This window comes from Crocinitomicaceae bacterium (assembly GCA_016708105.1).
Taxonomy (GTDB): domain Bacteria; phylum Bacteroidota; class Bacteroidia; order Flavobacteriales_D; family Crocinitomicaceae; genus JADJGJ01.
In genome coordinates this window covers 2075470-2091067 of the sequence record JADJGJ010000001.1, presented here as the reverse complement: position 1 = coordinate 2091067, position 15598 = coordinate 2075470, and the positions used below count along the sequence as shown (strand labels likewise).

The following is a 15598-nucleotide window of genomic DNA, read 5'->3' as shown; positions in this document are numbered from 1 at the left end:
CGGACTCCAATAACGCAGACGAAGGTATGTGATCATTTAACGAATCCCGACGTTCCGTTTCACTTCAGTCGGGATGGATGACGTCAATGCGTTTTTGTTCGTCCTCCTTACAGTCGGACTCCAATAACGCAGACGTCATCCACTTGCTCTAGTGGGCCTTTCCAGCTGGAGAAAAAATCATCCAGATGTTTCTTCTGTTGTTTCATGGATTGATTTTGTATTTTTTGTAATACATCAATGAAGCCTTGAAATTTTAATTTTTTTCCTTTTTCACCACCAAACTGATCAATGTATCCATCCGTGAAAATATAAATGGTGTCACCTTTTTTCAATTTAAGTTCATGGTTGGTGAAACTTTCTGTCAAGGCGTATTTTCCAATCGGTTGCTTATCTGCGGGAATGATTTTTAAAGCTCCGTCTGACATAACAAAAAGCGAATTATTTGCGCCGGCATATTGTATTTCAGCTGTGTCGTTGTTGAAGTAAAATGAAACTAGCGCAATGTCCATTCCGTCTTTCACATCTTCACCTGATTTGTTAAAAGTTTCAATGACAATATCTCTGACTTTATTCAAAATTTGCGCCGGCTGATTCAAATCAAATTCACGCACTGCTCTGTTTAGTGCATTGTTGCAAACCACACTAACCATAGCTCCCGGTACCCCATGTCCGGTGCAATCAGCAGCCGCCAGCAAAATGGTATTATTTTTTTCTTCAAGCCAGTAAAAATCTCCGGCAACAATGTCTTTTGGTTTGTATAAAACAAAGGCATCTTTCAAGGTGCTATGCAACATACTACCCGGTGGCAGAATAGCTTCTTGAATTCGTTTTGCATAGGTGATAGAATCTGTAATCTCTTTATTTTTTTGCTCAACAAGTTCTTTTTGTTGAACTACTTCTGTTGTGCGCTCAGATACCAGCGTTTCTAATTCTTTTTTATGTTGTACCAGTTTTTTTGTTCGCCATTGAATGATCAGTATCAACGCAACAACACCCGCTACAAAATAAATAATGTACGCCCACCAAGTAAACCACCACGGTGGATGAATAATGATTGGATATTCCAATACATCACTCCATACTTGCGCTTCGCCAATTGCTTTTACTTTGAAGGTGTAATGTCCCCATGGAAGATTACTGTAAATGGCTCTGTTTTCTTCCAAAACCGGACTCCATTCTTCTTCTAACCCCTCAAGTTTATATTGATATCTTATCTTATGTGGAGCTGACCAATCAATGGCTGAAAAATTTATTGTGAGGTGGTTGATATTATAAGGTAACTCAAGATCAACAGGTACATTAGAAAAAATTTGAACATCATTGTATTTTATTTTGTTCAGCACAATATCAGATTCATCATTCAAATAAACTCTTTTACCTACTGAAACAGAATCACGCAGTTTTCTAAAATCAATAAAAGTTTGTTGCAGATTAATATCTGTTAGATGGATATTTGGTGGATCTGTGATTTGTTCATATTTGTTCAAATCAAGCATGGCTAAAGCTTTTCCACCTCCCCACCATATCCTGTTCTGGCTGTCAAGACAAACTGCATCAGGGTAAAAATCTACTCCCTTGAGGCCATCAAGTTTTCCAAATTGGGTGATTTGAATTTCATCATTTTCATCAAATGAAATCAGGTTTAATCCATGCTCAGTACTCACCCAGAATTTTTGATTGAGATCTTCAACAATTGACCAAACAATATTGTTGGATAATCCTTCTCCCACTGAAATTTTTTTGATGGTATCATCTTCCATCAGGCTGATTCCTCCTCCTTCTGTTCCAATCCAAAATCTGTCTTGACTATCTTCAAAAAAACAAAGTATGTAATCTTCACTCAACCCTTCACGCTGAGTATAGTGTGTAATGGTTTCACCGTTATAACAGTCAGCACCTCCGCCATTTGTTCCAAACCAGATATTCCCATTTTTATCTTCAATAATTGCCCGCACAATATCATTTCCTAATCCTTGTTCGGTGGTGATATGATAATAATTTTCGTGATCATACATGGTGATGCCACCTCCATTGGTTCCAAACCACAATCTATTTTTTGAATCTTCATAAAGACATAACACCTCATCACTGCTAAGCCCTTCTCGGGTGGTGAAATAGGTGAAATTGGTTCCGTCAAATAAATTAACTCCACCGCCGTGCGTAGCAAACCATAAATTACCTTCATGGTCTTCAATAATGGCTCTGATGGTATTGTTGTTTAATCCGTTATCTGTAGAATAATGGTAGAAATATTTTCCGTCATATTTACTTACCCCCGTGTTTTGCGCAAACCATAAATTTCCATTCCTATCTTCCACAATATCTCTTACAATAGAACTACTCAGCCCTTGTTGATCAGTGAAATTTTCAAAAGATTTTTCATTGTATTTATTTACTCCTGATCCAAAAGTGCCCAGCCAAATATTGCCGTCAGAATCTTTTAGAACAGAACGAACAATGTTATTGCTTAAACCTTCTGCTTCTGAAAAATAAACAAAAGCTGACCGGTTGAACATGCATGCACCACCGCCATCTGTGCCAAACCAAATATTTCCATACGCATCTTCATCAATTGAATAAATCAAATTATTGCTCATTCCCTGTTGAGTTGAATAGGTGAAAAACGAATATCCGTCAAACAAACAAGCACCGTATTCAAAGGTTCCTATCCAGATATTTTCATAGCTGTCTTCAAAAAGAGAAGAGAGATTATCAGTAGGCAATCCTTCACCGGTTGTATAATGAGTAAATCCTTTTTCAGATGTGCCATGATATTTATTTAGTCCGCCGCCATCAGTGGCAATCCATAAATCACCGTTATGATCAAAAAGCAAACCGGTAGCGTAGTTATTGCTAAGTCCTTGTTCAGTAGTAAACGTTGTAAAATTAATTCCATCAAACATACTTACGCCTTCACTAGTTGCAAACCAAAGATTACCTGAATCATCTTCAGCTATATCAAGAACCAAATCACTGGCCAGTCCATCTCTTTTATTAAACTCAGTAAATAGTTTACCATCAAATTTGCAGATACCAATACCGTCAGAACCAAACCACATATTACCTTGTCTGTCTTCATGCATAGTCCATATATAGTTGCTTAGAAATCCTTCAGATTCTTTAAAATGGATAAATGATTTTCCATCAAACATAGATACGCCGGATGCCCAATCTGCAAACCAGAGATTGCCGCGAGAATCTTCAACAATATTCATAACATAGCTTGAGCCTAATCCCTGATCAACATCCATGTATTGTAAATTGTATGTAGCAGCATCTTTGAAAGCCGGCGCAAGTGCAGGCTGCGGCTGGGTATGCCTGAATGGTCTGACACGCCCATTGGCTTGTGTAATAAGAGGTTCTTTCAAGGTATCTTTTCCCGGATAATAAGTAATTAAATGAGATGACAATAATTTTATATCCGGCGGATTAATTGGATGAACATTTTTATTTGCACTATCTTGCTCAGCAACGCCTGCCTTCACAGTTATTGGTGGAGGTAATGTATCTGACGAAAGTAAGAGAGGCCGGCAACTCAGCGGTTTTCCGGTGAGCATGCTGTCTAAATTTTCAGTTACCTCTGTGAGATCATCTTCTGATGTGTCAATTTTCTTTTCAGACACAGGTTCACCGCATCCTGCTATGAGAAAGCAAGCGAAATAAAGAATATAATGCGCAGTTTTTTTCATTGGTGTACAAGACTCTAATTTAGTAAAATATTCAATTCAACTGCAAATCATGCGCATGACGCTGAATACCAATAGTACATTGTTAATATTCTTTGGGTGATGTAGGTTCAGCGCAAGGTAAGACATGCTAATTTTATAATTCTTTCAGGAGTGAAGCATCCTGTTAGAAAAAATGAATTAACTGCTTTCAAAAAATATCATGCAAGACACATACAGACATAAAGGACTGCGCCGGCAGTTGATTGAGAGCCTGAAATTGAAAGGTATTAAAGATGAAAATGTTTTAGATTCCATGAATACAATACCCCGGCATTTGTTTCTTGATAAAGTATTCACTGAACAGGCGTATACTGATATTGCTTTTCAAATTGGTGCAGGACAAACCATTTCACACCCTTATACGGTTGCGTTTCAAACTGAATTATTAGAAATAAAAAAGGGAGATCAGGTTTTGGAAATTGGAACCGGCTCAGGTTTTCAAACTGCTATTCTTTGCCAATTAGGTGCAAAAGTTTATTCTATAGAAAGACAAAAAGAACTTTATTTAAAACCCAAACCAATTTTTGATTTTTTCAGATTCAACCCAAAACTAAAGTTTGGAGATGGTTACAAAGGCTGGCCTGCATTTGCACCGTTTGATAAAATCATCATAACTTGCGGAGCACCATTTATTCCTGAAGATTTGGTTGAACAATTAAAACCCGGTGGACGCATGATTATTCCGGTAGGTGAGGGCAAAAATCAAATCATGCAACTCATTGAAAAAAATCAACAAGGTGTTTCAGTAAAACAACTCGGAACCTTCAGTTTTGTGCCCATGTTGAAAGATACCGCAAAATAGTTTTTGCAATTTTTGCAAATTTTTTTCAGGTGTGCGGAATTCAATTTTTCTGCACTTATTCATCTGCGTAGTTTTGAAGTGTAATCAGTAATCTTATTTACTGAAGAAACAGAAACTAAAAATTGCCTTATGAAATTTTATTCCTACGTTGCCCTGTTGTTGTCCATGTTTTTTGTATCCTGTAAAAAAGAGGAAATGCAGACCACATCATTTCAGATTAAATCAACCAATTATTTCACCGGTGATTCTATTGCCAACTGCAAGTTTTACTTTAGAATTGATGGTCAAATGAGTTATTTTCAAACGAATGCTTTCGGTTATTTTGATACCATTATTTCTCATCCGGTTTCAAGTGATGTGACTGTGGGTGTTGCATCGTCTTCAGGTTGGCTGGCTAATGATCAACAACCCTTACTAAATGGAGAGAATAACCAGTTCACGTTTGAGGTGATTCCGTACGCTACTTTAACCTATCATTTTGATTGTACGGCTCCGGGAAATTATCAATGCAACGATGTAAATCACCAAATGCTTGATTATCCAAGTTATGGAGATCCTCACTTTGGCGAGGATGAAGTAGATTTTAATGGTGATGCATTTACTGGTTGCTACAGTAATTCTTCTCCTCGTCAGGTTTTTGCAACTGATTATGTCATCTCCTACTGGCTAATTGACTCTTACTATAATTCTGTCCAGTATCTTGACACCATCACCCTTCAACCCGGAGAAGAATTCATCTACACGATAGAATATTAATCAAGTTTAACTATGTTTTGGGCTCAAAAAAGAAGTCTTATTTTTTTGTAATAGCAACAATTTGATAACCTTATCATAAAAATTCAGTGAGACTATTGAGTGAACTTTGTATCAAAACTGAAAGGTATGAAGTCGTTGATAGTTGTCTTGGTGTCTTTGTTGATTGTTTCATGCAGTGAAGAATTGCGTGAGCGATCGCATCTTGTCTCTATGCCTGATGAAAATTCTGATGAATCACTTAGTCTTGTCATTAATGAATACAGCCCAAAGGGAATTTTGCAAAATGAAAATGGAGAAAGTGCAGATTGGGTTGAATTGTACAATGCTTCATCAGAAACAATTCACTTGAGCAATGAAGAGTGGACATTGAGTGATGATAAAGATAATCCAACCCGTTTTGTATTGCCTGATACCATGTTGAATCCGGGTGATTTTTTATTGATTTGGTGTGATGGTTTACCTGAAAACGGAACTAATCATGCTCCATTTAAATTGTCAGGTAACGGAGAACGAATTTCACTCTATCATCACGAAGTTTTAGTAGATGAAGTGACGTATGATCAGGATGTAAAAAAAGCATACAGTTACGGTCGCACATCTGACGGAAGCAACGAGTGGTCAACTTTCAGCAAACCTAGCCCGGGTGTTACCAATCGTTCATTTGATCACTATGCTGAATCTGTCGAGTGAATTGGCTCTGATAGTTAAGCAACGAGGCGCAAAAGTTAAAGTACCTTCATCAATATAAAGTGTTTCTAATAATCTGAAATCACAAATGGCTTCGTCTAATTTTATCATGGGGCCGCAGTAGGCAATGTCAAGTGTAATCAAACCGGTGAGTAGATAAAATTCAGGGGGTAATGTTTCCAAGTCATTTTGCGTTAGTACAAGGTGTTCTAGTTGTTGCAATTTGCCAATTTGATTGGGTAAAAATGTCAATTGATTATAATCCAAATAGAGGTGCGTGAGATTTTGCAAATCACCAATTTCACCGGGTAGGGTATTGATTCGGTTGAAACCAAGCCAAAGTTCTTTTAGGTTTGTCAATTGTCCAATCTCAGCCGGAATTACATCCAGCTCATTGGCTTTCAAAGACAGTTTTTTTAAATTTTTGAGCTTTCCAATTTCAGGTGAAATCCATTTCAAATTATTTCTGCTGACAATTAATCTTTCAAGATTTACGAGTTGCCCAATTTCATCAGGAATTGAATCAATTTGATTGTGATGCAAATCTAATTCTTTCAGCCCGGTGAGATTAAAAACATAAGCAGGGATTTCAGTTAGATGGCTGTGTGACAAATTTAATTTACCTGATACATGCCCGGTACTTTTTATCAAACTACATCCGGATAGAAAAAGAAAAAGCAAGGCAGCAAAAGCTCCAACCTGAATACTGCCTTGCATTGTTTTTGTCATGTGCTTTATTTCAGCAACTCTTTGATAGCAGCAATCAACTGTTGATCTTCACCGGAGATGAATTTTTCATATTCATTGTTCACCAGAATGTCAGGCATCAAATCATGATTCTCCACTAAAAATCCTTCAGTCGTACTTCTCATTCCAATTTGCGGAATACCAAATACGGTTTTTCCATCAATCATGCGCTCCCACCAAACGGCTGTTCCTGTTCCGGGAACCGGCATGCCTATTAGTTTTCCAATACCCAATGATTTGTATGTGTATGGAAATAAATGCGCATCAGAATAATTGCCTTCACTCATCAAAACGCATGAAGGTTTTTGCCATTTCCAGATAGGTTCACCGCCCATATTTTTTTGTCCTCGTGGTTCAAAACTCATGTAAAGTTTACCGCTTAGAAAAGTTGCCAGATCATCATGCAACCAGCCTCCGCCGTTGAATCGTGTATCCACAATCAAGGCTTCTTTTTTGTGTAATTTGCCGAGTGCTTTATCAAATAGTTCTCTAAAACTGCCTGAGTTCATTCCTTCAATATGAACATAACCCAGTCTACCTTCAGAAAGTTTTTCTACCGTCGCTTCGCACTGTTTTACCCAGCGTTCATAGGCCAGCCGGTTTTCTTCATAGAGCGAAATGGGTTTAATTATTTCTTCCCATCTCTCTTTAGTTGACGGATTATAAAATGAAATTAAAATTTTGTTTCCGGCCTTGCGGTTGAGTAAAGGCAAGTAGTTCATGTTTTCAGTAATTTCTATGCCGTCAATTTTTTCAATGATTACTCCGGCAATGATTTTATCTGATTCAGTATTCAACGGACTTTTATCCATTATTTCAAGAATTTTCAAACCTTTTCCTGAGAATGATTCATCATAGTAACAACCCAAACTCGCCGTTGCGTCAGCATCAGGCGTTGTTTCATTGTATCTGGCGCCGGTATGAGATGCATTGATTTCACCAAGTAATTCACTCAGCATTTCAGCAAAATCAAATCCATTATTTATATAGGGAAGAAATTTTTGATACTCTGTTTTATACATGTCCCAGTCAACACCATGCAAATCTTCTACATAAAATTTCTCACGCAATTGTCTCCAGGCATGATTGAACATGTAAGTGCGTTCAGCTGATGCATTGAATAACATCTCTGATGAAAATGAAATAGGTTTTGAGCTTCCGGCGTTGATGTCAAGCTCCATGATTTTTCCATTGTTATTGTAATATAGTTTGCTCTGCTCTTTATTGAATTGCAGTGATGATGGTGAACTGTTGGTGTTACTCAACATAGCAGTTTCATTCTTTCTGAAATTGGTTTTCCAGATATTATATTTTTCTTCAAAAACGGTCATGTAGTATAGGTTTTCACCATCTTTATCTACAACAAAATCTGCAAGGGCTGATGAATGTATCGTGAGTCTGATTCGTCTGTCATCAAGTCCTTCAGCTTCAAATACCAAGGGTTCAACGCTGTCAGATGAATCTTTCTTTTCTGATTTTTTTGAATCATCTGAATCCTCACTTTTTTCATCTTGTTTTTGTTCTTTCCAGCTTGCATATTCTTCTTCAGACATTGTAAATTGATTGTATGCATCTTCCGTGAGAAAAACAGCTTCAACATCTTCAGTTGATCCCCAGCTTCCGTGTGAACGATATCCGTATTTATCTGTTGTGTAGTATACCATTTGACCGTTCATGGCAAATTTTGGTGCACCATTTCCGTAGCCGCTTTGAGTAAGGTTGATGGGATTTTCTTTTCCGCTGACATTGACTAAACCAACATCACTGGTCCATCTTTCAAACTCAAAAAATTGCACCAATAACCATTTTGAATCAGGTGACCAGGTGAAGTATTGATCTCCGTCAGCATAAGAATAATTGTATGTGCCCGGCAGTACCACGCGTTCTTTTTTTGTGTCGAGATTGAGAACTTTTAACGTTGTACGGTTTTCTAAAAATGCTACTTCTTTTCCGTCAGGTGAATATTTTGGATCAAAAGTTTCTTCTCCATTATTCACCAATTCGGTTTCTTTCAATAGGGTGGAGTTGTAAAAATTTTTCTCGTCTTTGTTTACCCTTGAAATTTCATAGATATTCCAACTCTCATTGCGCTCACCGGCATACAGAATTTTTTTTCCGTCAGGGCTAAAGCTAATACTGCGTTCTTGTTCAGGTGTTGATGTGATTTGTTTGGTGGTACCAAATTCAACAGATGTAACAAAAACTTCTCCTCTGAATACAAAAGCAATTTCTTTACCATTTGGCGATACCGCAAATTCGCTGGCTGAAGTTACCTGCAAATATTTGGTCGCATTTTGTACTTCATCTTTATGAATGGTAATATTTACTTTTTGACTTTGTCCGTCTTTGAATGTGTATATTTCACCATCATATCCAAAGCATAAGGTTTGTGTTACTGATGAGTAAGAAAGAAAACGCACCGGATGTTTTGTATACGAAGTTATTTGTTGTGAGTAAGGTGAAGCATTAGTTCCTTTCCAGATATTAAAGCAGCCTGATTTTTCAGACAAAAAATAAAAACTAGTGCCATCAATCCAAACCGGATTTCTGTCTTCTCCACTGAAATCAGTTACTTGCGTGAATTTCTTTGTCTCGGTATCATATAAAATAACATCTCTTGTTACAGATGATGTATGGTGTTTTCTCCAAGGGTCTTCATATCCTTTTTTATTGTGGAACAGAATTTTTTTACCGTCAGGGCTGAATTGAAAATCTTCAGCGGGAATAGTCATGTATTGTTTTTCACGCCCCCCTGTTGTGGGTACGCTGTACACTTCGGGTAATCCGGCATAGGGGAATTGAACAGAATTTGTTGCATCCAATCTAGAAGAAACGTATAGGACATTTTTTCCATCCGGTGTAAATTCATACGGCAAATCGTTAGCTGAATGAAATGTAAGTCGGGCAGGGGTGCCACCTTCAGCGCTTATCAAGTACACATCAAAATTTCCATATCGGTTAGATGCAAACGCAATATTTTTGCTGTCATTGCTCCATACAGGTCTGAAATCATGTGCCTGATGCGCTGTAATCTGCAGTGCTGTTCCGCCTTTTGCATCAACAACAAAAATGTCACCTTGATAACTGAATGCTATTTTAGCCCCGTCAGGCGACAGAGAGGGATAACGCATCCATAAATTTTGTGCGAATGTTCCGTAAGCTGAAAGCATTAGAACAAATGATAACAGTGATTTCATGTCTAGATAATTGAGTTTTAGTGTGCTTCTTGAATACATCAGTTCGTTGATATATCCGTTTTATTATTTTCAAATATGGTTCTGTTGATCATTTTTCAGATCCCTATTTTATTAATGAATCATTTTTATAAATCAGCAACCAGTATCAAATTTAGAAATTCTTTCCAAAATGAGTAATCTCCTACGCAGGTTGGGGGGGAAGCCTATCAAAAAAAAATCCCTCCTGAAATGGGAGGGATTCTCAAAGTTTATGAAGAAAATTTATTTTAGCTGGAACACCCAAACATCCGGTTGATCTTGTCTTCTCTCTTCGGCGAATTTCAACGCATCCGCTTCATTTTGGGTGTAATAAATATTCACGTAATGCAGTTCACCTTTTTTGTAAATTACCACGGCAGGGTATTTATCCTGAAAAGCTTTTTTGGCATTGATAGCATTATCTTTCACTTTGTATGCGCCCATGATCACGTAGAAGCCGGTTTGCAAAGGGTTTCCATTTTCATCTTCAAAATCCTCCGCGTTTTCAATCCGCACCTCTTTGTTGTCTTGATTACCCGGATTTCCATTCATGCCACTTTCATTTTCTAGTTTCAGAATTTCAATTTCCTCATTCAATCTCTCAAGCTCTTCATCATGTTCCTGATCTTTTTGTGTCAAAGCATTTCTTAGGCTGTCGTTGGCCTCTTCAGTTGCCGTGATACGATCATTCAAATCTGAAAGGTCGCCATTGTTAGCACCTCCATTACCTCCGCCAAATGTATATCCAAGCATTACTTCATGCCCTCCACCGGAATAATTTCCAATAGATGAAAGAACGTATTCATAAGTATAACCTGCAATGATATTATTGTTCAATTTAGCGCCGATATTAAATCCAACTGCATATCCAAACCTGTATGAGAAACCGGCTCTAACCATATCTTTCCAACTGAACATGGCATTGATATCAAATTGCACGGGTGCACCTTTTACATAACGAAACATCACAGAAGGATAAAATGAAATATCTGCAGATTCACTCAGCACCACATCATAAGAAGCACTTGCAATGAAATGTCTTTTCAGTGTTGTATAAACATTAGTATTGGTTTCAAGATAATTGATTTTGTTACCAAGTAGCTGTGGCATGCTTATTCCAATATTCAAATCTTTCCAGATATAAGCGATTCCAAAATTTGCATCAACGGTTACTTTACGCTGATTTGTATTGTAAAGTAAAGGGTCATTTACATCATGCGCCATAGAATTGGTAAAGTCAATGCGGTTATCAATTACTCCCGCTGAAAGTCCCAGCACCAAATCATGATCAGTTGCAAGGGTGAAGCGATAAGAGTAAGATGAATATAAACCGCTGCGATTAAAAATTCCCATTCGGTCATTGAATAAACTCAATCCCATTCCAATTTTATTAGCTGAAACAGGGCCATCCAATGTTAGAGCATAAGTTACCGGTGCCCCTGGAATATCTTTCCATTGTGAACGGTGAATCAAAAATGCGTTTGCTTTTGTTTCAACACCTGTAAAGGCAGGATTATAGATAAACCTATTATAAAAATATTGACTGAACAACGGAAGTTGCTGTGCCTTCAAACCGGTTGCAATAACCAGAAAAGCAAGGCTTGCTATCATTTTTTTCATGCTATATAATTTTTTATTATTCATGATATGATGAATTTTTTCTACGTAATCTGATTATTAATCTTTGCTTGAACGAACAATGTTGATAGTACCTTTGAACGTGTCACCTGAATCAGTGAGTTCAATAATGTAGTAGTACGCACCATCCGGCAGCGGATCTCCTTCACGTGTTCCGTCCCAATCATTGGCATAACTTGTGGCTTCATAAACAACTTGTCCGTAGCGGTTGAAAATACTTACACTGTTATTTGGGAAGTTCAGAATGTTCTCAATATACCACGTATCATTCAGGTTATCTCCGTTTGGTGTAATGATGTTGTATACAGTAAGCACCACATCGCCTGAAAGAGATACAACAACACTGTCACTTGCATTACATCCGTTAGCATCTGTAACAGTTACCGTGTAGGTTGTGGTTGCTGCCGGTGTAGCTAAAGGACTTGCAGAGTTTGGATTGTCTAAACCTGTTGTTGGTGTCCAGATATAGGTGAGTCCACCGGTTGCATTTAATGGAACTGAAAATCCTAAATCTACAGAAGTATCTAAACCTGCATCAGCAATCGGTAAAGGGAACACAGTTACTTCAATTGAATCAGTTGCCCAGCAATTATTGGTAATATCTGTGACAGTTAACTGATACATATAAGCACTATCAACAATGATAGCATTGGTGGTTGCTCCGTTATTCCACAAGTAGGTGTAATTTGGATCTATTGATGTTCCAATTTGAACTGAATCACCTTCACAAAATTCGGTTGCTGAACCGGCTGCTAAAGTGAGTACAGGTGAAGCGTCAACTTGCATATCATACGTAACGGTATCAGAACATCCAAAATTATTCAATACAAAAAGTGAAGCACTAAATGAACCTGCAGATGCATACGTATGTGATGGATTAGTAAGTGTTGAAGTATTTCCATCTCCAAAATTCCATGAATGCAACGTGATAAATCCAGATGAAGTAGTTGAGTTATTTACAAAGTTCATGGCTTCACCGCTACAAACAGTGTCTTGTAAAAATTCAGCAACCGGTGCCGGGTAAAGGTTGATGTAGGCAATGGCAGATGTGTCTTCAGGGCAAATACCGTTTTGCACAATGGCTCTATACCATGTTGTATCACCGAGGTTAGTGTAAGTTTGCGTTTCATTTGAATTGCTTAGGCTTGACCAAGTTGTTCCAAAATCAGATGACATTTCCCAGTCAACAATTAAGCCTTCATAACCTGTTAAGGTGAGAACACCAAAATTGAGATTTTCGCATACAGTTGCACTTGCGCTTACTGCACCACCTTCAGTTTTTGGGTGAACACTGATCATGGCCGGTGCAGATGTTTGTGCTGCACACACTCCATTTTTAACTGTGGCACGGTATGATGTAGTTGAAGTAAGATCCAAATAATTTTGGAATATCGTAGTGTTCGCGAGACTAATCCAGGTGCTTCCGCCGTCATTTGACATTTCCCAACTTTGAACCGCTCCGGTATGTCCGCTTAGATTTAAAATTCCGCTGTTTGATATTTCGCAAACAATAGCATCTGCTGTTACGGCCCCACCTACAGTCAATGCATCAACACTGATGGTTGCAACTGCAGAGGTATCATTTGGACAAACACCTGATGTTGCAATGGCACGATAATCAGTAGTTGCCAACAGGTTTGTATAGTTTTCAATTACGGTAGTGTTTCCAACAGGTGTCCAAGTTGCGCCTCCGTCAGTAGATGTTTCCCAATCCATGATAGTTCCTGATGTTCCAACTAAAGTCAGAGATCCTGAATTAGTTCCTTCACACACGGTTGTTGCACCTAAAATATTGCCTGCACTTGCGGCTTGATCAACCGTTAGAGTGACTATACCAGATTGTGAACTTGGGCAAATTCCACTCTGAACAACCGCTCTATATAATGTGTTTCCTGTTATATTGAGATAAGATTGTGACGTGGTTGCGTTTGCTATGTTCACCCACGTAAATCCTCCGTCAGTAGATGATTCCCAGTTGAGCACGCTTCCAGTTTCACCGGTCAAATTCACGGTGCCTGAATTATTTCCTTCACACACTGTAGTATTTGAATTGATTGTTCCGCCAACTGTTATCGGATCAACATTAATTGTAGCCGTATCAGAATAAGTAGCTGCACACGTGCCGTTTTGCACAACCACGCGATAAAGTGTTGTATCTGTTAAATCAAGATAATTTTGATTTGTTGTAATATTGGCAATGCTTGACCAAGTTGTTCCATTATCAGTAGACATTTCCCATGATGTTGCGCTACCGGTTTGTCCTAATAAATCAACTGAACCTGAGTTTCCGGAAGCACATACAGTTGCATCACCGGTAAGTGTACCACCCACTGATGCAGCATCAATACTTACCGTTGCCGGAGTTGACGTAGCAGTTGGGCAAGCACCTGCCTGAACAATTGCTCTATATACCGTTGGAACGGTCAGGTTAGTAAAAAATAAAGAGTCGTTTGTATTTGCGGCAGAGCTATATGTTAAACCACCATCTGTACTGAATTCCCAGTCAACTACTGATCCGGTATAACCTAATAAAGCAAGTGTATCATCATTGGCTCCGTCACAAACTGTCATGCTTGAACTTACAGTACCACCAACTGAATTCGGCACAATGGTAATAGTTGCCGGCGCACTGGTTGTTGCTGCACATGCACCGCTTTTCACCGTTGCACGATACAAAGTAGTTGTAATTAAATTTGAGTATGATTGTGATGTTGTTGTATTTACGATAGTTGTCCACGTTGTTCCACCATCAGTGGATGATTGCCAGTTTGAAACTGTACCTGTATGGCCGGCAAGTGTCAATGTAGCCCCGTTTGCGCCAGAACATTCTGTGGCGTCACTGGTAACAGCTCCACCAACTGAAACCGGGTTAATGGTGATAATTCTTGGGCTTGAATATGCTACTGCACATACACCGCTTTGTACAACGGCGCGATAGCGTGTTGTTGTTACAAGATTTAAATATGTCTGTGAAGTAGTGACGTTGGCTATATCTATCCAAGTAACTCCGCCATCAATCGAATATTGCCATTTAGTAACATTACCAACTTTACCTGACAAGGTGATGGTTCCGCTATTGCTGCCTGAACAAGCCGGAGTTGTTCCGCCCGATGTTGAACCACCCACTGAAACAGGATCAATATCAACAATTGCTGTAGTTGAAGTTGCAACTACACACCCTGCATTTTGCACATTGGCACGATACCACGTTTCTGTTGTCAAATCATCATAAGATTGCGATGTAGTAGTGTTTGAAATGTTAAACCAAGTAATACCAAGGTCATCTGAATATTCCCAGTTCAATACATTTCCAACATTACCAACCAATGTGATGTTTCCACTGTTGGTTCCATTACATACTGTTGTGCTTCCGCTGGCAGTACCACCATTTGATGCAGCGCTGTTGACTACTGACCAACCTGTGTATGTGTCGTTACCCGGAATTGGATCACCGGCAACTGTCACGGTAGCATCCAGACTGTAAGTTCCGGCTGTACTCATGTCTGCAGTAGCAGTGAAGGTGTAAATGAAAGATGTATTTGGAGGAATTGATCCTACCGCTACAGTTTCTGTTGCTGACGATAATATTGGACCGGTTACGCTAAACGAAACATCAAACGGTGCGTTAATGGTGCCGGGACCATTGTTGTAAATCTGCACTGAAACTGTTTCTGTTGAGGTAAGTGAGCAGCCCGATGTGGGTGCAAGAATAATTCCAAGTGGCGATGCAAGTGCTGCATCGTTTTGCCCAAAGCTAATTTGTAAAGTACTAAAGAAAGCAAGAGCAGTAAACCATTTTTTCATAGGCATTAGTTTGTAAATTCAGTAAACGGTTTTAATGATTGGTAGGTAGGGTTTGAACAATATACGTAAGATTGCTCAAAAAGGATTGCTTTTTTTTAAGATTAATTTTTTTTAAACTAGTTTTCAGTTGGTAAAAAAGTGCCGTAAATACTGTGTTTCAGTGAAAATTAAAGGCATTCTTTTTGCGATAAAATTTTCCAATCGTTCAACTGAAATCATAT

8 protein-coding genes are annotated in these 15598 nt (G+C 38.5%); 3 read left to right on the top strand and 5 right to left on the bottom strand.

Annotated features, from left to right (window positions below):
* Positions 1-107: 107 nt before the first annotated feature.
* Positions 108-3689 carry a SpoIIE family protein phosphatase gene (locus tag IPH66_09165; GenBank protein MBK7129518.1) on the bottom strand — a complete coding sequence of 1194 codons (3582 nt, stop codon included), beginning with the start codon at positions 3687-3689 and terminating at the stop codon, positions 108-110.
* Between the two features lie 199 nt (positions 3690-3888).
* Here IPH66_09165 and IPH66_09160 point away from each other — a divergent pair, with 199 nt between their 5' ends.
* The 3 genes from IPH66_09160 to IPH66_09150 all read left to right on the top strand — a co-directional run bounded on the left by IPH66_09160 (position 3889) and on the right by IPH66_09150 (position 5976).
* Positions 3889-4530: a protein-L-isoaspartate(D-aspartate) O-methyltransferase gene (locus IPH66_09160; protein MBK7129517.1), complete on the top strand. Its 642-nt coding sequence runs from the start codon at positions 3889-3891 to the stop codon at positions 4528-4530.
* A gap of 129 nt (positions 4531-4659) precedes the next feature.
* Entirely contained in the window at positions 4660-5286 is a 627-nt protein-coding gene (locus IPH66_09155; GenBank protein ID MBK7129516.1) for a hypothetical protein, read from the top strand.
* Between the two features lie 126 nt (positions 5287-5412).
* Positions 5413-5976 (top strand): lamin tail domain-containing protein, encoded by a 564-nt coding sequence (locus IPH66_09150; GenBank protein ID MBK7129515.1) that lies wholly within the window; start codon positions 5413-5415, stop codon positions 5974-5976.
* Here the strand turns inward: IPH66_09150 and IPH66_09145 are convergent.
* The 4 genes from IPH66_09145 to IPH66_09130 form a co-directional block, all read right to left on the bottom strand.
* Positions 5944-6702, bottom strand: a complete 759-nt coding sequence (locus tag IPH66_09145) for a leucine-rich repeat domain-containing protein (protein MBK7129514.1) — start codon at positions 6700-6702, stop codon at positions 5944-5946. The two genes, IPH66_09150 and IPH66_09145, sit on opposite strands and share 33 nt — an antisense overlap.
* A 5-nt stretch (positions 6703-6707) precedes the next feature.
* Entirely contained in the window at positions 6708-9917 is a 3210-nt protein-coding gene (locus IPH66_09140; protein MBK7129513.1) for a PD40 domain-containing protein, read from the bottom strand.
* 261 nt (positions 9918-10178) lie between these two features.
* The gene (locus IPH66_09135) at positions 10179-11555 is read right to left on the bottom strand and encodes a type IX secretion system membrane protein PorP/SprF (protein MBK7129512.1); all 1377 of its coding nucleotides are present in this window, start codon (positions 11553-11555) and stop codon (positions 10179-10181) included.
* 57 nt (positions 11556-11612) lie between these two features.
* Positions 11613-15377: a gliding motility-associated C-terminal domain-containing protein gene (locus IPH66_09130; protein MBK7129511.1), complete on the bottom strand. Its 3765-nt coding sequence runs from the start codon at positions 15375-15377 to the stop codon at positions 11613-11615.
* Between the last annotated feature and the right edge of the window lie 221 nt (positions 15378-15598).

Bases quoted from the DNA above. Each gene is read 5' to 3' on its own strand.
- IPH66_09165 (MBK7129518.1), bottom strand. From the start codon at position 3,689: ATGAAAAAAACTGCGCATTATATTCTTTATTTCGCTTGCTTTCTCATA.
- IPH66_09160 (MBK7129517.1), top strand. From the start codon at position 3,889: ATGCAAGACACATACAGACATAAAGGACTGCGCCGGCAGTTGATTGAG.
- IPH66_09155 (MBK7129516.1), top strand. From the start codon at position 4,660: ATGAAATTTTATTCCTACGTTGCCCTGTTGTTGTCCATGTTTTTTGTA.
- IPH66_09150 (MBK7129515.1), top strand. From the start codon at position 5,413: ATGAAGTCGTTGATAGTTGTCTTGGTGTCTTTGTTGATTGTTTCATGC.
- IPH66_09145 (MBK7129514.1), bottom strand. From the start codon at position 6,702: ATGACAAAAACAATGCAAGGCAGTATTCAGGTTGGAGCTTTTGCTGCC.
- IPH66_09140 (MBK7129513.1), bottom strand. From the start codon at position 9,917: ATGAAATCACTGTTATCATTTGTTCTAATGCTTTCAGCTTACGGAACA.
- IPH66_09135 (MBK7129512.1), bottom strand. From the start codon at position 11,555: ATGAAAAAAATGATAGCAAGCCTTGCTTTTCTGGTTATTGCAACCGGT.
- IPH66_09130 (MBK7129511.1), bottom strand. From the start codon at position 15,377: ATGAAAAAATGGTTTACTGCTCTTGCTTTCTTTAGTACTTTACAAATT.